Genomic DNA, 14,823 nt, shown 5'->3' with positions numbered 1-14,823 from the left:
GGGAATGGTAATTCCCAATTTATACATAAAAATAGAGAAGGTGATGTCAAATTCGACATCACCTTCTCTATTAAAGGCTGGAATTTTCACTTATGTCCCAGCCTCATTTTTATAGACAAAGAAATGATGAGTGATCTCCCTTTTCTAATCAAAATCACCACCTTCAATTGTCATTTTTCCCCAATAAAATATTACAAAACATATATTCCTTATTTTTATTTATTACTTTTTAAATGATAAGAATGCCAAATTCCTACAAGAATCTACAGTTATCTAGACTAAAAATAAAAATCATTACTTTAGAGCCTTAGTGAAATGTACTGTAGCTACTGCTTGATAACAATTCGATTACCACTTGGATCCGTTACAATAAATGTATCATCTAAATCTTGGAATGGAATTTGCTGCTTCACATGATTTTTCAATGCTTCATAGGCTTCACTAGATGACAATTTAATATGTACCTCTTTTAAGCCATTATGACGTTCTAATGGTTGTGCTGGATTATCACCAGACCATGTATTCCCAGCGATATGGTGATGATAGCCACCCGCACCTACGAAAAATACATCATCATATACTTCTTGCTTTTCAAAGCCTAATACATCATGGTAAAAAGCTAGCGTTTCTGCGAGTTGGTTTACGCGTAAATGCACATGTCCGATAATTGTATCTGCGGGTAGCTTACCATCCGTATCAAAATCTGCAAGCTGCGCTAATTCTTTAAAATCTAGCGGGTTACTGCCACCTGGACGTGTAGCCCATTCCTCGCGTGGACGGTCTGCGTAAATTTCGATGCCGTTGCCTTCAATATCTGATAAATAAAAGGCTTCGCTATAGCCGTGGTCACTTGCACTATCCAATTTTGCAATGGGAATAATACGTTCAAAATGCGGGAAACGATTTTCTTGTTCGCGTGGACTATCCACCGTTTCTTTATTGCGTAAAATCTCAAAGAATTTTGTCGCAAACGCAGCTCTCGTTGGTAATAAAAAAGCGGTGTGGAATAAGCCTGTTGACAGAGCTGGCTGCAATTTTTCTGCTGTTTTTTGTAATGTAAAGAAAGCCGGAGCTCCTTTTGCTGCTGAGAAGCTAGCGGTTGTTGCGCTTTTTTTGACTACATATAAACCGACAACTTGCTCATAAAAAGCAGTTTGTCGCTCTAAGTCTATTACTTTTAATACTACGTTATCAATTTTAAGATTTGAATCGATTTCAAATGTTGTCATATTTAATCCCTCACAAATTCCTAGTTAACAACTAAGTTTTATCATATTTTAACAAGCGATGCAAGTTTCGCACGAAAAAGAGGAATCGCAATCATATGCAATTCCTCTTTTCTATTCAGATAAATTTATCTACATATATGTCGCAATTATTTTAAGTTACCTGCTTTTAAGTCTTCGTACCAGCTTAGTAACCCTGGGATATCTGCTTCTTCGATTGCACCTGTTTCTTTTGCTGCTTCAATTAATGCTTCGAAATTAGACAGGCTATAATATGGCACGCCTGCTTTTTCAAAGTTTTCAAGTGCAGCTGGTAATAAGTATGAGTACACAGAGACAACGCCTAGTACATCAGCCCCTTCACGATTTAATGCTTCTACTGCATTGATTGAAGAGCCACCTGTTGAAACGATGTCTTCAATCACAACTGTTTTAGCACCCGCTTGGAATTTCCCTTCCGTTTGTTTACCACGGCCATGGTCTTTTGGTTTTGAACGAACATATACCATTGCTAAGTCTAAAATCTCCGCTACCCATGCAGCATGTGGAATGCCTGCTGTCGCTGTGCCTGCTACAAGCTCAGTGCCTGGGAATTTTTCGTTGATTAAGTCTGCTAAGCCTTGTGCGATTACTTTACGCACTTTTGGAAATGAAATCGTTAGACGTGTGTCACAGTAAATGGGTGATTTAATACCTGATGCCCATGTGAATAAATCATTTGGACTTAACTCTACTGCGCCTACTTCTAACATACCTTTTGCTACATCGTGTTGAATTGCCATCTTTAATTGCCCTCCCATAATTGTGCTACTGTATGATACGCTTCTACTGGATTTTGTGCCTTTGTAATCGCGCGGCCTACAACGATTTGTGTTGAGCCTTCTGCGCGCGCTACTTGCGGCGTTGCAACACGTTTTTGATCATGTGTCGCACCCCCTGCTAAGCGAATACCAGGTGTTACTTTCAAAAAGGCTTTACCGCATGCTTCTTCAATCATTTTCGCTTCAAGAACCGAACAGACAACACCATCTAATCCCGCATCTTTTGCGAGTTTCGCATAATGGACGACGGATTCAAAAATGGCTCCAGGGATTTTTTGTTCATTGTTCATTTGCTCTTCAGAAGTCGAAGTTAATTGCGTAACAGCAATTAATGCGGGACGTTCTTTGCCTTCTGGTGTTCCTTCAATCAGTCCTTCTAGCGCTGCTTTCATCATCAGCGAGCCGCCTGCTGCGTGAACATTTACTAAATCAATATCTAGCTTCGCTAAGCCTTTCATTGCTGATTTCACCGTATTTGGAATATCATGCAGTTTTAAATCTAAGAAAATGTCGTGACCTAATGCTTTGATGGCACGAATAATGGATGGCCCATTTTGTAAATAAAGCTCCATGCCTACCTTTACAAATAGTGGCTCATCAAATTGAGATAAAAAGGTTGTTACATCTTCAGGTGTTGGAAAATCAAGTGCAATAATTGGCTTTGTGTTCATCGTTAGCGATGGCTCCTTCCGATTAAGTCTTGGACGTTTTCAACGCCAAGTTCGTCTAATTTTTGTGGTAGTGCGTCGATTAGGTTTGGGCAAATGAATGGCTCAACAAAGTTTGCTGTTCCTACTGCTACTGCTGAAGCACCTGCAGATAAGAAGTCGATGACATCCTCTACTGTTGATACCCCACCCATACCGATAATCGGAATATTGACTGCTTTATATACTTCATAGACCATACGAATGGCTACTGGTTTAATACTCGGGCCTGACAGACCGCCTGTACCATTTGCGATAACTGGCTTCCCTGTACGTTGATCTAAACGCATACCTACTAATGTATTAATCATCGTAATGGCATCCGCACCACCGCGTTCAACAGCTTTTGCCATATCGACAATGCTCGTCACATTTGGTGATAATTTCACGTAAACTGGCACACCTGCTGCTTCTTTTACAGCGCGTACGAGTGCTTCTGCAACAGCTGGGTCTGTACCGAACTGAATGCCGCCGCATTTCACGTTTGGACACGAAATGTTTAGCTCAAGTGCATACACATTTGGTGCCTTACTAATTTCACGTGCGACTTGCACATAATCCTCTGTTTCAGAACCCGCAACATTGGCAATAATTGGTACATCGTATTTTTCAAGCCATGGTAGCTCATGCGCAAGCACATGCTCTAGACCAGGGTTTTGAAGACCGATTGCATTTAACATGCCCGCAGCCGTTTCTGCAACACGTGGCGTTGGATTACCGCGACGTTGTTCTGCTGTTGTAGCTTTAATCATAATTGCACCTAGCTTTGATAGATCATAAAGCTGCGCATATTCTTGGCCGAAGCCGAAGCAACCTGATGCAGGCATAATTGGATTCTTTAATGTTACTCCTGGTAATGTGATTTCTAAGCGGTTCACAGTGCTACGACTCCTTTCGCGAATACAGGGCCATCTGAACATACTTTTTTATAGCCACCGTCCGTTGTATCGCATACGCAAGCGTAGCAAGCCCCGATTCCGCAACCCATACGTTCTTCAAATGATAAGAACCCTTTTTTACCTGGGAATGCTTGATCTACTGCTCGTAACATCGGCGTTGGCCCGCATGTGTAGAACGTATCAAACGCTGGATTTTTTTCATTAATTAATGTTGTAACAAAGCCTTGATGACCACTTGAGCCATCTTCTGTCACGATATATGTTTCACCTAATTGATTGAATTCATCTTCGTAGAAAACATCTTTAGCTCCACGGAACCCTAACACATGAATGGTTTTCACACCGCGTTCATTTAAGCGTTTTGATAGCTCATATAGGGGCGGTACACCAATACCACCACCTACTAATAGCGCTGTTTCGCCTGGTTGGGTTTCCTCAACTGGGAAACCATGTCCTAGAGGACCTAGTACATCGACAACGTCTCCCACTTGTTTTTTAGAAAGAACGTCCGTACCACGTCCGCCAGCACGATAAAGCATCGTAAACTGCTTGTTGTCGTGATCGATATTCGCAATGGAAATCGGACGGCGTAAGCTAGGTTCATAACTATCCGCAACGCGTAAGTGAACGAATTGTCCGGGTTCTTGCATTTGGTCTGTAAGCTGGCCTTCTAGCGTAATCTCGAAAATACTATCCGCGACTTGCTGTTGACGCACTACTTTCATTTTTTCTTGTTGGATCATTAGATGCGCACCTCTACTTGAGCTTTTGGCATTGGCATTGCTGTGAATGTCATTGATTCGATAACTTTTAAAATTGCATCTGCTGTATCAAGTGAAGTTAAGCAAGCGATACCGTTCTCTACCGCTTCACGACGGATACGGAAACCATCACGCGCTGGTTGTTGACCTTTTGTAAGCGTGTTGATGATTAGCTGTGCTTCACCTTTTTGGATGACATCAAGTAATGTTGGGCCATTTGAGCCGATTTTATCAACGATTGTTGTTTGAATTCCTGCTTGTGCTAATGCTTTCGCTGTTCCTGGTGTTGCGAAGATTGAGTAGCCGATTTCTACAAAACGTTTTGCAAGCTCTGTTGCTTCTGCTTTATCTTTGTCTGCTACAGTCATTAATACTGAACCGTGATCTTCGATTTTTGTACCTGCTGCAACGAAGCCTTTGTAAAGTGCTTTTTCAAGCGTTGCATCTTTACCCATTACTTCACCAGTTGATTTCATTTCAGGTCCTAATGTTGTATCGACACGACGTAGTTTCGCGAAGCTGAATACTGGTACTTTAACGAAGACACCTTCTTGGATTGGTGCTAATCCTGTTGGATACCCTTGGTCAACGATTGATGTACCAAGGATGGCTTTTGTTGCTACATTGGCCATTGGGATATTTGTAATTTTACTTAAGAATGGTACGGTACGTGATGCACGTGGGTTTACTTCAATTACATACACTTCATCATTTGAGATAACGTATTGGATGTTCATTAATCCTTTAATACCAAGACCTAATGCTAGGCGTGTTGTGTAATCCACTAATGTATCAATATGTTTTTGAGATAAGTTTTGTGGTGGGTAAACCGCGATTGAGTCACCTGAGTGAACCCCTGCACGTTCAATATGTTCCATGATCCCTGGGATACATACATTTGTACCATCACAAATTGCATCTACTTCGATTTCTTTACCAGTTAAGTAGCGGTCGATTAATACTGGGTGCTCTGGTGATGCTTCAACTGCAGTTTCCATATAGTGTTTGATTTCGTCTGTGCTATAAACAATTTGCATTGCGCGTCCACCAAGTACATATGAAGGACGTACAAGCACTGGGTAACCGATTGATTCCGCAATTTTCACCGCGTCTTCTGTGTTTGTTGCTGTTTTACCAAGTGGTTGTGGAATATTTAATTCGTGAAGTGCTTCTTCGAAACGGTCACGAGATTCTGCACGGTCGATTGAGTCTAGTGAGGTACCTAGAATTTTTACGCCACGTGCTTCTAATTTATCTGCTAAGTTGATGGCTGTTTGACCACCGAATTGGACAACCACACCTTTTGGTTGCTCTAAATCGATAATGTGCATCACGTCTTCGATTGTTAATGGCTCGAAGTATAATTTATCTGAGATTGAGAAGTCAGTCGATACCGTTTCTGGGTTTGAGTTGATGATGATTGCTTCGTAACCTGCTTCTTGGATTGCCCATACTGAGTGTACTGTCGCATAGTCAAACTCAACCCCTTGACCGATACGAATTGGACCAGAGCCTAATACGATCACTGATTCACGATCTGTTTTGATTGACTCATTTTCATCTTCGTATGTGCCATAGAAGTACGGTGTTTCTGATTCGAATTCTGCTGCACAAGTATCAACCATTTTGTACACTGGGATGATGCCATTTGCTTTACGGAAGTCGTATACATCGCTTTCACTCATGCCCCATAGTTTACCGATTGTTTCATCGGCGAAACCAATTTTCTTCGCATGACGTAATACTTCAACGTCTTGAACATTGTCTTTTAATGTTGTTTCGTAATCGATGATGTTTTTGAATTTATTTAAGAAGAATAAGTCAATTTTTGACCATTCATGGATTTCTTCGATTGTTACGCCGCGACGTAATGCTTCACCTAGGAAGAATAAACGTTCATCGCCCGCTTTTGTGACACGTTTTTTAATCCATTCATCTGAAAGATCTTCCGCGTGCTTCATTTCAAGATGCTTGTGACCTGTTTCTAATGAACGTACGGCTTTTAGCATCGCTTCTTCAAAGTTACGACCGATAGCCATTACTTCACCAGTTGCTTTCATTTGTGTACCAAGGTTACGTTTTGCACCTTCGAATTTATCAAATGGCCAGCGTGGGATTTTTGCAACAATGTAGTCAAGTGCTGGCTCGAAGCAAGCGTATGTTTTACCTGTTACAGGGTTGATCATTTCATCAAGTGTTAGGCCAACAGCAATTTTTGCTGCAAGCTTCGCGATTGGGTAACCCGTTGCTTTTGATGCAAGTGCTGATGAACGTGATACACGTGGGTTTACTTCAATGATGTAGTAGTTGAAGCTGTCTGGGTCAAGTGCTAGCTGTACGTTACAGCCACCTTCGATGCCTAGTGCACGGATGATTTTTAATGATACGTTACGTAGCATGTGGTATTCGCGGTCAGATAATGTTTGTGATGGTGCTACAACGATTGAGTCACCTGTGTGAATGCCGACTGGGTCAACGTTCTCCATGTTACAAACAACGATGGCATTGTCTTTTGAGTCACGCATTACTTCGTACTCAACCTCTTTGTAGCCAGCGATTGATTTTTCAACTAAACATTGTGTTACTGGAGAGTATTTTAAGCCAGATGCAACGATTTCGTGAAGGTCTTGGTCATTTTCACAAATACCACCGCCTGTACCGCCTAGTGTAAAGGCTGGACGTACGATAATTGGATAACCGATTTTTTTTACGAATTCTTCTGCTTCTTCTACTGTGTGTACGATTTCTGATTCTGGTGTTGGGACATCTAGTTCGTACATTAAGTTACGGAATAAATCACGGTCCTCTGCTTGGTTAATAGCATCTAATTTTGTACCTAAGATTTCTACATTTAGCTCATCTAAAATACCTGAGTTATGAAGCTCGATTGCCATATTTAAACCTGTTTGACCACCTAGAGTTGGTAAAATCGCGTCTGGGCGTTCTTTACGGATAATACGTGATACGAACTCAAGGCTGATTGGCTCGATGTATACTTTGTCAGCGATTTGTGTATCTGTCATGATTGTTGCTGGGTTTGAGTTAATAAGAATAACGCGGTACCCTTCCTCTTTAAGTGAAAGGCAGGCTTGTGTACCTGCGTAGTCGAATTCTGCGGCTTGACCGATGATGATTGGACCAGAACCGATTACTAAAATGGATTTGATATCTTGGCGTTTAGGCATGTTGTTGTTGCTCCTCTCTAGTATTGTTATTCATTAACTCGATAAATTCGTCGAATAGATGGTTCGGATCTTCCGGACCAGGTGATGCTTCTGGGTGATATTGTACCGTGAAGGCTGCTGCTGTTTTGTGGCGTAGTCCTTCACATGTGCTGTCATTTAAAGCAACATGTGTTACTTCTAGGTCTGTTGCAGCAAGTGAATCCATATCTACTGCGTAACCATGATTTTGAGATGTTAATTCTGTACGACCTGTACGTAAGTCTTTTACTGGGTGGTTCGCACCGCGGTGACCGAATTTCAATTTAAATGTTTGTGCACCACTTGCTAATGCGAATAGTTGGTGACCTAAGCAAATACCGAATAGTGGCACTTTTCCGATTAAAGTTTTAATCGTTTCAATTGCTTCTGGTACATCAAGTGGATCCCCAGGTCCGTTTGATAGCATGATGCCATCTGGGTGGTAAGCTAGCACTTCTTCTGCGGTTGTGTTGTAAGGGACAACGACTACATCACAGTTACGTTTATTTAATTCGCGTAAAATCCCGTGCTTCATACCGAAGTCCATTAGTACAACGCGTTTGCCACGTCCTGGAGATGGATATGCGCTTTTTGTTGAAACTTGTTCTACTTGGTTTGTTGGGAAAATTGTGCCTTGTAAGCGTGCCACAACTTCTTCTACATTGACGTCTTCATTTGTCGCTGTTAAGTATCCTTTAACAGAACCTTCGTTACGAATAAGGCGTGTTAGTTTACGTGTGTCGATGCCTTCAATCCCTGGAATGTCTTTCATTTTGAAGTATTCATCCACTGTGCCTTCGTTACGGAAGTTTGATGGTGTTTTTGCTAGTTCATGTACGACGAACCCTTTAATTGCTGGTGAAATCGTTTCGAAATCATCACGGTTCATCCCGTAGTTACCAATTAGTGGGTAGGTCATTGTTACGATTTGTCCGCAGAAAGATGGATCAGATAATGTTTCTTGATATCCTGTCATCCCCGTTGTGAATACGACTTCACCGTCCGAACCTTTGTCACTACCAAATGCTTGCCCTTCAAATACTTCCCCTGTTTCTAAAATGAGTTTTCTTGTTGTCATTATGCTTCCTCCCATACGATCTCACCATTGTAGATTGTTTTTTGTGGCCATCCATACGCTTTCCAGCCATTGAATGGTGTGTTTTTCCCTTTTGATTCAAAATTCTCAACGTCGACTGCTTGTTCATTATCTAAGTCAATCAGTACGATGTCTGCAGATTCGCCGACATTTAATGTACCGTATGGCAATTTGAATAGTTGTGCCGGTTTAACCGTCATCCAATCAATTAGTTGGCGCAGTGTCCATTTTCCTGTTTTCACAAATTGTGTATACAGTAATGGGAACGCTGTTTCAAAACCGACAATGCCGAATGGTGCGCCAACCATACCGCAGCATTTTTCATCATGCGTATGTGGTGCATGATCCGTTGCGATACAGTCGATTGTGCCATCAAGTAACCCTTCATGTAATGCTTCCCAGTCATCCTTCGCACGTAATGGTGGATTCATTTTCCAGTTTGCATCATCTGAAGGGATGTCCATTTCCTCTAAAATTAGATGGTGTGGACAAACTTCAGCAGTTACACGAATGCCTGCTTTTTTCGCATCGCGTACGGCGCGTACCGATTCTTTTGTTGAAACGTGGCAGACATGATAATGTGCACCAGCTGCTTCAGCAAGTAGTACGTCACGTGCGATTTGAACAGATTCACAAATTGATGGAATCCCAGGCAAGCCTAGTTCGTGATTACGTTTCCCTTCGTGCATAACACCGTCGTAGATAAGTGAATTATCTTCACAGTGTGCAACGACCGCTACCCCAAGCTCCGCTGCATCTTTCATTTGCTCGTACATTGTTGAAGCTAATTGTACGCCGACACCGTCATCAGAGAAGGCAACTGCGCCATTGTCTTTTAAATCTTTAATGCTTGTACGTGCGTCACCTGATTGGGCGACTGTTAGTGAACCGTACGGTAGCACACGGATTTTAGCGCTTTTCTCGATAAGACGATTAATTAATTGTAAGTTTTCAACTGAGTCTGGAACTGGCTTTGTGTTTGGCATTGCGCAAATGGTTGTGAACCCACCTTTTGCAGCAGATGCTGTTCCTGTTTCAATTGTTTCTTTATGTTCAAAGCCTGGCTCACGAAGGTGAACATGGACGTCAACAAAACCCGGCGAGGCCATGCAGCCTTTACCATCGATTGTTTCGTCTGCTGCTTGTGATACTTTTGCCGCAACTTCTGCGATGTTACCATCATTGTCGATTAAAATTTCACCTGCTGATAAGTTCCCTGCTGCATCTACTAACTGGATGTTTGTGATTAATTTTGACATTAGTTTCTCCCCTTTAAGATCGTTTCTACGATAGCCATGCGAACGAATACGCCGTTGCGTACTTGCTCGAAGATTCGCGAGCGGTCACACTCAACGAGATCGGAGTCAATTTCTACTCCGCGATTCACTGGTGCCGGGTGCATGATGATGGCGCCATCTTTCATTTGCTGTTCACGTTCTTTCGTTAAGCCGAATTGTGCGTGATATCCTTCTGTTGTAAAACCGTCGTATGCGGCATCACGTTCATGTTGAACGCGAAGTAACATGACGACATCACTTGTATGTAGTAACTCATCCCAATCGTGACGTGCCTCGCTGTAGTCGCCTTGCCATTCTTTCGGGCAAACAAAGTGAACGTTTGCGCCAAGTCTTTGTAGTGCGGATGCGTTTGATTTTGCAACGCGGCTATGGGACACATCCCCCACGATTGTAACATTTAATCCTTCGAATTTGCCGAACTCTTTGAAAATTGTGAATAAATCGAGTAGACATTGTGACGGATGCTGGCCTGCACCGTCACCTGCATTGATTACGGAGACGTTGATGCCTTCTAGTAATTCCTTGTAGTAGGCATCATCTTTATGGCGAATGACTACTGCGTCCATGCCGATCATCTCTAACGTTTTCACTGTGTCATACAGTGTTTCGCCTTTTAATGTACTTGAAAATCCTGCTTCAAAGGGAATGACTGTAGCGCCAACTTTGCGCTCAGCCGTTTCAAAGCTTGTTTTCGTACGTGTACTTGGTTCAAAAAATAGGTTTGCAACTAAGTAGTCTTGTTCTAGTTGTGTGGGCTCGCCTGCTTCAAACGCTGCGGCTCTTTTTAAAATCGCATAGATTTCTTCGTTAGATACTTCTTCAATTGACAGTAAATTTTTCATCATAGTGCCTCCAAATTTATTCTCGCTCACAGTCGAGATTTTAATAAAAAAGCCTCCTTAGTTATTTTAAGGAGGCGGAGGAAGGATATTACAGTAGAGGTATGCGAGTACGCCCCTCTTAGCTGTAATATTGACCCTTCTGTGCCTCTCTGGGCAACCCTTAAAAGGTAATGCTGTTTAATTCTTATTAAGTTGTTGTTCTTTTTTTTCGTCTGCTAACAGCTCAAGGTCTGGCTGCGCTTTACCCGGTAAGATGATGTTTAGTAGGACACCGACGATTGCCGCTAGTGCCATACCTTCGATTGCAAAGTCATATCCTTTAATACCGAATGCGTTTTCCCATAAGAGCTTACCGCCGCCGATACCTAAGATTAGAATAACTGATGCAATCACAAGGTTACGACTGTGGTCGAAATCAATTTTGTTTTCGACTAGCATGCGTAGCCCGCTTGATGCGATGATACCGAATAGTAAGATCGATACGCCCCCAAGCACTGGTGTTGGAATTGTACTTACTAAAGCCATTAGCTTTCCTGAGAAGGACAGTAAGACGGCAAACACTGCTGCACCACCGATTACCCATACGCTGAAGACGCGTGTTAAAACAAGTACGCCGATATTTTCACCGTACGTTGTTTTTGGTGGACCACCGATTAGAGATGAAATTAGTGTACCGAAGCCATCACCTAGTAATGAACGGTGAAGCCCTGGACTTTTAATGAAATTGCGGTGTACGACTTTCCCTAAAACAAGTTGGTGTCCAATATGCTCTGAGATTGTCACGATGACGATTGGTACCATTGCAAGTAGCAACGTCGACGTTACCTTGAAGTCATAATCTATACCAGGAATTAAGAAGTCTGGTGAAGCAATCCACGCTGCTTCTGTTACTGCAGTGAAGTTAATAAAACTTGTACCTGCAATTTGGTCTGAAATAAGGGCCGCAATATAGCCGACAATCAAGCCGATTAAGATTGGCATCGTGCTGACAACACCTTTTACAAAGTTGTTGACGATAATCGCTGCTGCTAGTGTAATGAGTGCGATAACAAAGTACGATGCATGATATACTTTCGTGCCGTTATCTAGTGTTTCATTCATTGCCATGTCAACTGCTGTGCCCGCTAACGCTAAGCCGATAACCATAATAACAGGGGCTACGACGATTGGCGGTAAAATGCGTAAAATCCATTTATAACCTGTTTTCCAGATTAATAGCGACACAATCCCGTATACGATCCCGACTGCCATTGCGCCAATCATTGCTCCACCAGGGCCACCCGCAGCTTTCGTTGCTACTAAGATAGGAGCAATAAAGGCAAATGATGAACCTAAATATGCAGGTACTTGAAAACGTGTTATTAATAAGAAGAACAATGTTGCGACACCACTCGTTAAAAGGGCGATAGCTGGTGATAATCCTGTCAATGTTGGCACTAAAATCGTTGATCCAAACATTGCGAACATATGTTGTAAACTTAATGTAATTAATTGACTGCCTTTTGGTTTGTCATTGATATCTAAAACAGTTTGATTTGACATATCTTTCAACTTCCTTCTTTGCTTCTACCTACTCGTAAATTGCTACTAAATCTTCGTCGTCTACTTCTACCATGTGGACAACGACGCGTTCGTGGCTTGCCGTCGGGATGTTTTTCCCTACGAAGTCCGCGCGAATTGGTAACTCGCGGTGGCCTCGGTCAACTAGTACGGCTAGTTGAATTTGTGACGGACGTCCAATATCCATAACCGCATCCATTCCTGCGCGAACTGTACGACCTGTGTACAGTACATCATCAACTAGTACGACGGTTTGGTTTGTCAAATCGTGTGTAATATCGACCTGCTGTACTGTCGCTTCACCATTCAATGTTTTTGTTGAAAGATCATCGCGGTACAGAGAAATGTCTAACTCTCCTGCACGAATTTCCTTTTTCTCAATCGTATTGATTTTTTGTGACAGGCGCTTCGCTAAGTATGCACCGCGCGTTTTAATTCCTACTAAAATGACGTTATCGATTCCTTCGTTGCGTTCGATAATTTCATGTGCGATACGAGTTAGCGCTCTGTTCATCGCTGCTTCATCTAAAATGTCGGCCTTCTTTGTCAACTGGAACTGCCTCCTTTCTTTCAATAAAAAAAACTCTTGAGCATAAGGCCCAAGAGGTTGTATAGGTATACTGATAGATATGTCAAATAAACTGCATAACTCGACGCAGTAATCCCACATTCTTCGCATCCCTTCTCAGCCTCTCTGGACTGTCTTTAAAAGGTGAATATTAAGATTTTCACTGACACAATTATAGACCTTCATGACTTAAAGTGTCAACAGCCTATTTGTTAATTTTCGTATTCGCTGCCTAAACGAGCTAATAACGCTTCAAAATCAGCAGGTATTGGTGCAGAGAACTCTAAGTACTCATTTGTGCGTGGGTGCACAAAACCTAAAACGCCCGCATGTAGTGCTTGGCCACCAATATCCATTGTTTTCTTCGGTCCGTATTTTGGATCTCCAACAAGTGGATAGCCAATATAGTTCATATGCACACGAATTTGGTGTGTACGGCCTGTTTCAAGACGGCATTCAATTACTGTGTAATCTACACCAAAGCGGCCTGTTACTTGGAAGTGTGTCACAGCGTGCTTACCGTTATCGACAACGGCTTGTCTTTGACGATTTTTTTGGTCACGACCGATTGGTGCATCGATTGTTCCTTTGTCATGTGGAATATGACCATGTACAAGTGCTGTGTAGCGACGTGTTACTGTTTTATCAACAAGTTGTTGAACAAGTTTTTCATGCGCCATATCATTTTTAGCGACCATTAATAGACCCGATGTATCTTTATCGATACGGTGAACGATACCAGGGCGCATGACACCATTAATGCCTGATAGGTCGTTACAGTGATGCATTAAACCATTTACTAATGTGCCTGTTGCATGGCCTGGTGCTGGGTGTACAACCATACCTTTTGGTTTGTTAACAACTAAAACATCTTCATCTTCATAAACGATTTCTAACGCTAAATCTTCTGCGATGATTTCAAGTGGTTCAGCTTCTGGCTCATCCACGCTAATATGGTCATGCTCTTTTACTTTATATGTTTTTTTTACTTTTTCTCCGTTAACGAGTAAATGTCCCTCTTCAACAAAGTTTTGAACTTGTGTACGAGACCACTTTTCTTGCATCGATGCTATTGCTTTATCAATGCGGTTTCCGGCAGTATCTGCTTGTACTATAAAATTTTCAGTCATAAAATTATTTCTTCACCTTTCCTTGTTTTCCTTCAAAAAATAATACATAAATAATCATTAAAATTACGCCAAATGTTAGCGCCATATCTGCAATATTAAAGATTGGGAAATCGTAGTCGATTACTGGAATCCAAAAGCTTGCAAAGTCCACTACTTCGCCGCGCATTAAGCGGTCGATGAAGTTCCCAATTGCGCCGCCTAGAAGCAGCATTAGGCTCGTCGCAAATAGCGGCTTGCCTTTTCCTTCTTTGTGGAAGTAATAAATGATCGCGATAATCACAACCACCGTAATGATTGTAAATAAACCTATTTTGCCTTGCATCATACCCCATGCTGCGCCTTGGTTACGATGTGAGTAAAGTGAAAAAATAGGGTCCCAAACAACGATTTCTTGGCCCTCTGTCATGTTTTTCACAATGCCCCATTTCGTCAGCTGGTCAACAATAATGACAAAGAGTGCAATTAAATAATATTTAAACACGTGACGTATCCTCCGTTTTCCATGAATCTAACCTATTTTACCACATATTGATACGAGAACAAATTGAACGATTAGCGAATTCCATAAGCATAAAAAAAGAACCGTACAATGTACGATTCTTTTTTGTAAGATAGATTGTCAAATTAACTGCACCACTTCACATTCAAATGCATCCTGTGTGGTATTCCAGTTGAGGCACTTTCTTGGTCGATTGTTGATCAATGAAAGTGC

At 41.9% G+C, this 14,823-nt stretch carries 13 protein-coding genes; all 13 read right to left on the bottom strand.

Translation table 11 applies throughout. The features are described 5' to 3' along the window. Window positions 1-326 precede the first annotated feature (326 nt). The 13 genes from ACFSY7_RS11780 to lspA all read right to left on the bottom strand — a co-directional run bounded on the left by ACFSY7_RS11780 (window position 327) and on the right by lspA (window position 14,592). Window positions 327-1,229 (bottom strand): VOC family protein, encoded by a 903-nt coding sequence (locus ACFSY7_RS11780; RefSeq protein ID WP_126990791.1) that lies wholly within the window; start codon window positions 1,227-1,229, stop codon window positions 327-329. Window positions 1,230-1,375: 146 nt separating this feature from the next. Next, window positions 1,376-2,008, bottom strand: coding sequence for an orotate phosphoribosyltransferase (gene pyrE / locus ACFSY7_RS11775; RefSeq protein WP_020189389.1), 633 nt, complete (start codon window positions 2,006-2,008; stop codon window positions 1,376-1,378). 2 nt (window positions 2,009-2,010) lie between these two features. After that, window positions 2,011-2,718 carry an orotidine-5'-phosphate decarboxylase gene (gene pyrF, locus ACFSY7_RS11770; protein ID WP_380147972.1) on the bottom strand — a complete coding sequence of 236 codons (708 nt, stop codon included), beginning with the start codon at window positions 2,716-2,718 and terminating at the stop codon, window positions 2,011-2,013. A 2-nt stretch (window positions 2,719-2,720) separates the two neighbouring features. Beyond that, window positions 2,721-3,632 (bottom strand): dihydroorotate dehydrogenase, encoded by a 912-nt coding sequence (locus ACFSY7_RS11765; RefSeq protein ID WP_380147971.1) that lies wholly within the window; start codon window positions 3,630-3,632, stop codon window positions 2,721-2,723. Beyond that, window positions 3,629-4,396 (bottom strand): dihydroorotate dehydrogenase electron transfer subunit, encoded by a 768-nt coding sequence (locus ACFSY7_RS11760; RefSeq protein ID WP_020189386.1) that lies wholly within the window; start codon window positions 4,394-4,396, stop codon window positions 3,629-3,631. Before ACFSY7_RS11760 ends, ACFSY7_RS11765 begins: the two co-directional genes overlap by 4 nt. After that, entirely contained in the window at window positions 4,396-7,599 is a 3,204-nt protein-coding gene (gene carB / locus ACFSY7_RS11755) for a carbamoyl-phosphate synthase large subunit (protein ID WP_020189385.1), read from the bottom strand. Before carB ends, ACFSY7_RS11760 begins: the two co-directional genes overlap by 1 nt. Then, the gene (locus ACFSY7_RS11750) at window positions 7,592-8,695 is read right to left on the bottom strand and encodes a carbamoyl phosphate synthase small subunit (protein WP_380147970.1); all 1,104 of its coding nucleotides are present in this window, start codon (window positions 8,693-8,695) and stop codon (window positions 7,592-7,594) included. Before ACFSY7_RS11750 ends, carB begins: the two co-directional genes overlap by 8 nt. Further along, the gene (locus ACFSY7_RS11745) at window positions 8,695-9,972 is read right to left on the bottom strand and encodes a dihydroorotase (RefSeq protein WP_020189383.1); all 1,278 of its coding nucleotides are present in this window, start codon (window positions 9,970-9,972) and stop codon (window positions 8,695-8,697) included. Before ACFSY7_RS11745 ends, ACFSY7_RS11750 begins: the two co-directional genes overlap by 1 nt. Next, on the bottom strand, window positions 9,972-10,853 hold the full coding sequence (locus ACFSY7_RS11740; protein WP_126990795.1) for an aspartate carbamoyltransferase catalytic subunit: 882 nt from the start codon (window positions 10,851-10,853) through the stop codon (window positions 9,972-9,974). The genes ACFSY7_RS11745 and ACFSY7_RS11740 overlap by 1 nt, the downstream gene beginning before the upstream one ends. A gap of 177 nt (window positions 10,854-11,030) precedes the next feature. Then, entirely contained in the window at window positions 11,031-12,395 is a 1,365-nt protein-coding gene (locus tag ACFSY7_RS11735) for a uracil-xanthine permease family protein (RefSeq protein WP_020189381.1), read from the bottom strand. 28 nt (window positions 12,396-12,423) lie between these two features. Further along, window positions 12,424-12,963, bottom strand: a complete 540-nt coding sequence (gene pyrR, locus ACFSY7_RS11730; RefSeq protein ID WP_020189380.1) for a bifunctional pyr operon transcriptional regulator/uracil phosphoribosyltransferase PyrR — start codon at window positions 12,961-12,963, stop codon at window positions 12,424-12,426. Between the two features lie 230 nt (window positions 12,964-13,193). Beyond that, window positions 13,194-14,111 carry an RluA family pseudouridine synthase gene (locus ACFSY7_RS11725; protein ID WP_380147969.1) on the bottom strand — a complete coding sequence of 306 codons (918 nt, stop codon included), beginning with the start codon at window positions 14,109-14,111 and terminating at the stop codon, window positions 13,194-13,196. A gap of 4 nt (window positions 14,112-14,115) precedes the next feature. Further along, window positions 14,116-14,592, bottom strand: a complete 477-nt coding sequence (gene lspA, locus ACFSY7_RS11720) for a signal peptidase II (RefSeq protein WP_380147968.1) — start codon at window positions 14,590-14,592, stop codon at window positions 14,116-14,118. Window positions 14,593-14,823: the final 231 nt, after the last annotated feature.

This window comes from Kurthia populi (genome assembly GCF_042686175.1).
GTDB lineage: Bacteria > Bacillota > Bacilli > Bacillales_A > Planococcaceae > Kurthia > Kurthia populi.
This window is presented reverse-complemented; position numbering and strand designations above follow the sequence as displayed.

Excerpts from the sequence above, each read along its gene's own strand:
- ACFSY7_RS11750 (WP_380147970.1), bottom strand. The coding sequence starts at position 8,695 with ATGACAACAAGAAAACTCATTTTAGAAACAGGGGAAGTATTTGAAGGG.
- ACFSY7_RS11725 (WP_380147969.1), bottom strand. The coding sequence starts at position 14,111 with ATGACTGAAAATTTTATAGTACAAGCAGATACTGCCGGAAACCGCATT.
- pyrF (WP_380147972.1), bottom strand. The coding sequence starts at position 2,718 with ATGAACACAAAGCCAATTATTGCACTTGATTTTCCAACACCTGAAGAT.
- ACFSY7_RS11745 (WP_020189383.1), bottom strand. The coding sequence starts at position 9,972 with ATGTCAAAATTAATCACAAACATCCAGTTAGTAGATGCAGCAGGGAAC.
- ACFSY7_RS11780 (WP_126990791.1), bottom strand. The coding sequence starts at position 1,229 with ATGACAACATTTGAAATCGATTCAAATCTTAAAATTGATAACGTAGTA.
- carB (WP_020189385.1), bottom strand. The coding sequence starts at position 7,599 with ATGCCTAAACGCCAAGATATCAAATCCATTTTAGTAATCGGTTCTGGT.
- ACFSY7_RS11735 (WP_020189381.1), bottom strand. The coding sequence starts at position 12,395 with ATGTCAAATCAAACTGTTTTAGATATCAATGACAAACCAAAAGGCAGT.
- ACFSY7_RS11740 (WP_126990795.1), bottom strand. The coding sequence starts at position 10,853 with ATGAAAAATTTACTGTCAATTGAAGAAGTATCTAACGAAGAAATCTAT.
- ACFSY7_RS11760 (WP_020189386.1), bottom strand. The coding sequence starts at position 4,396 with ATGATCCAACAAGAAAAAATGAAAGTAGTGCGTCAACAGCAAGTCGCG.
- pyrE (WP_020189389.1), bottom strand. The coding sequence starts at position 2,008 with ATGGCAATTCAACACGATGTAGCAAAAGGTATGTTAGAAGTAGGCGCA.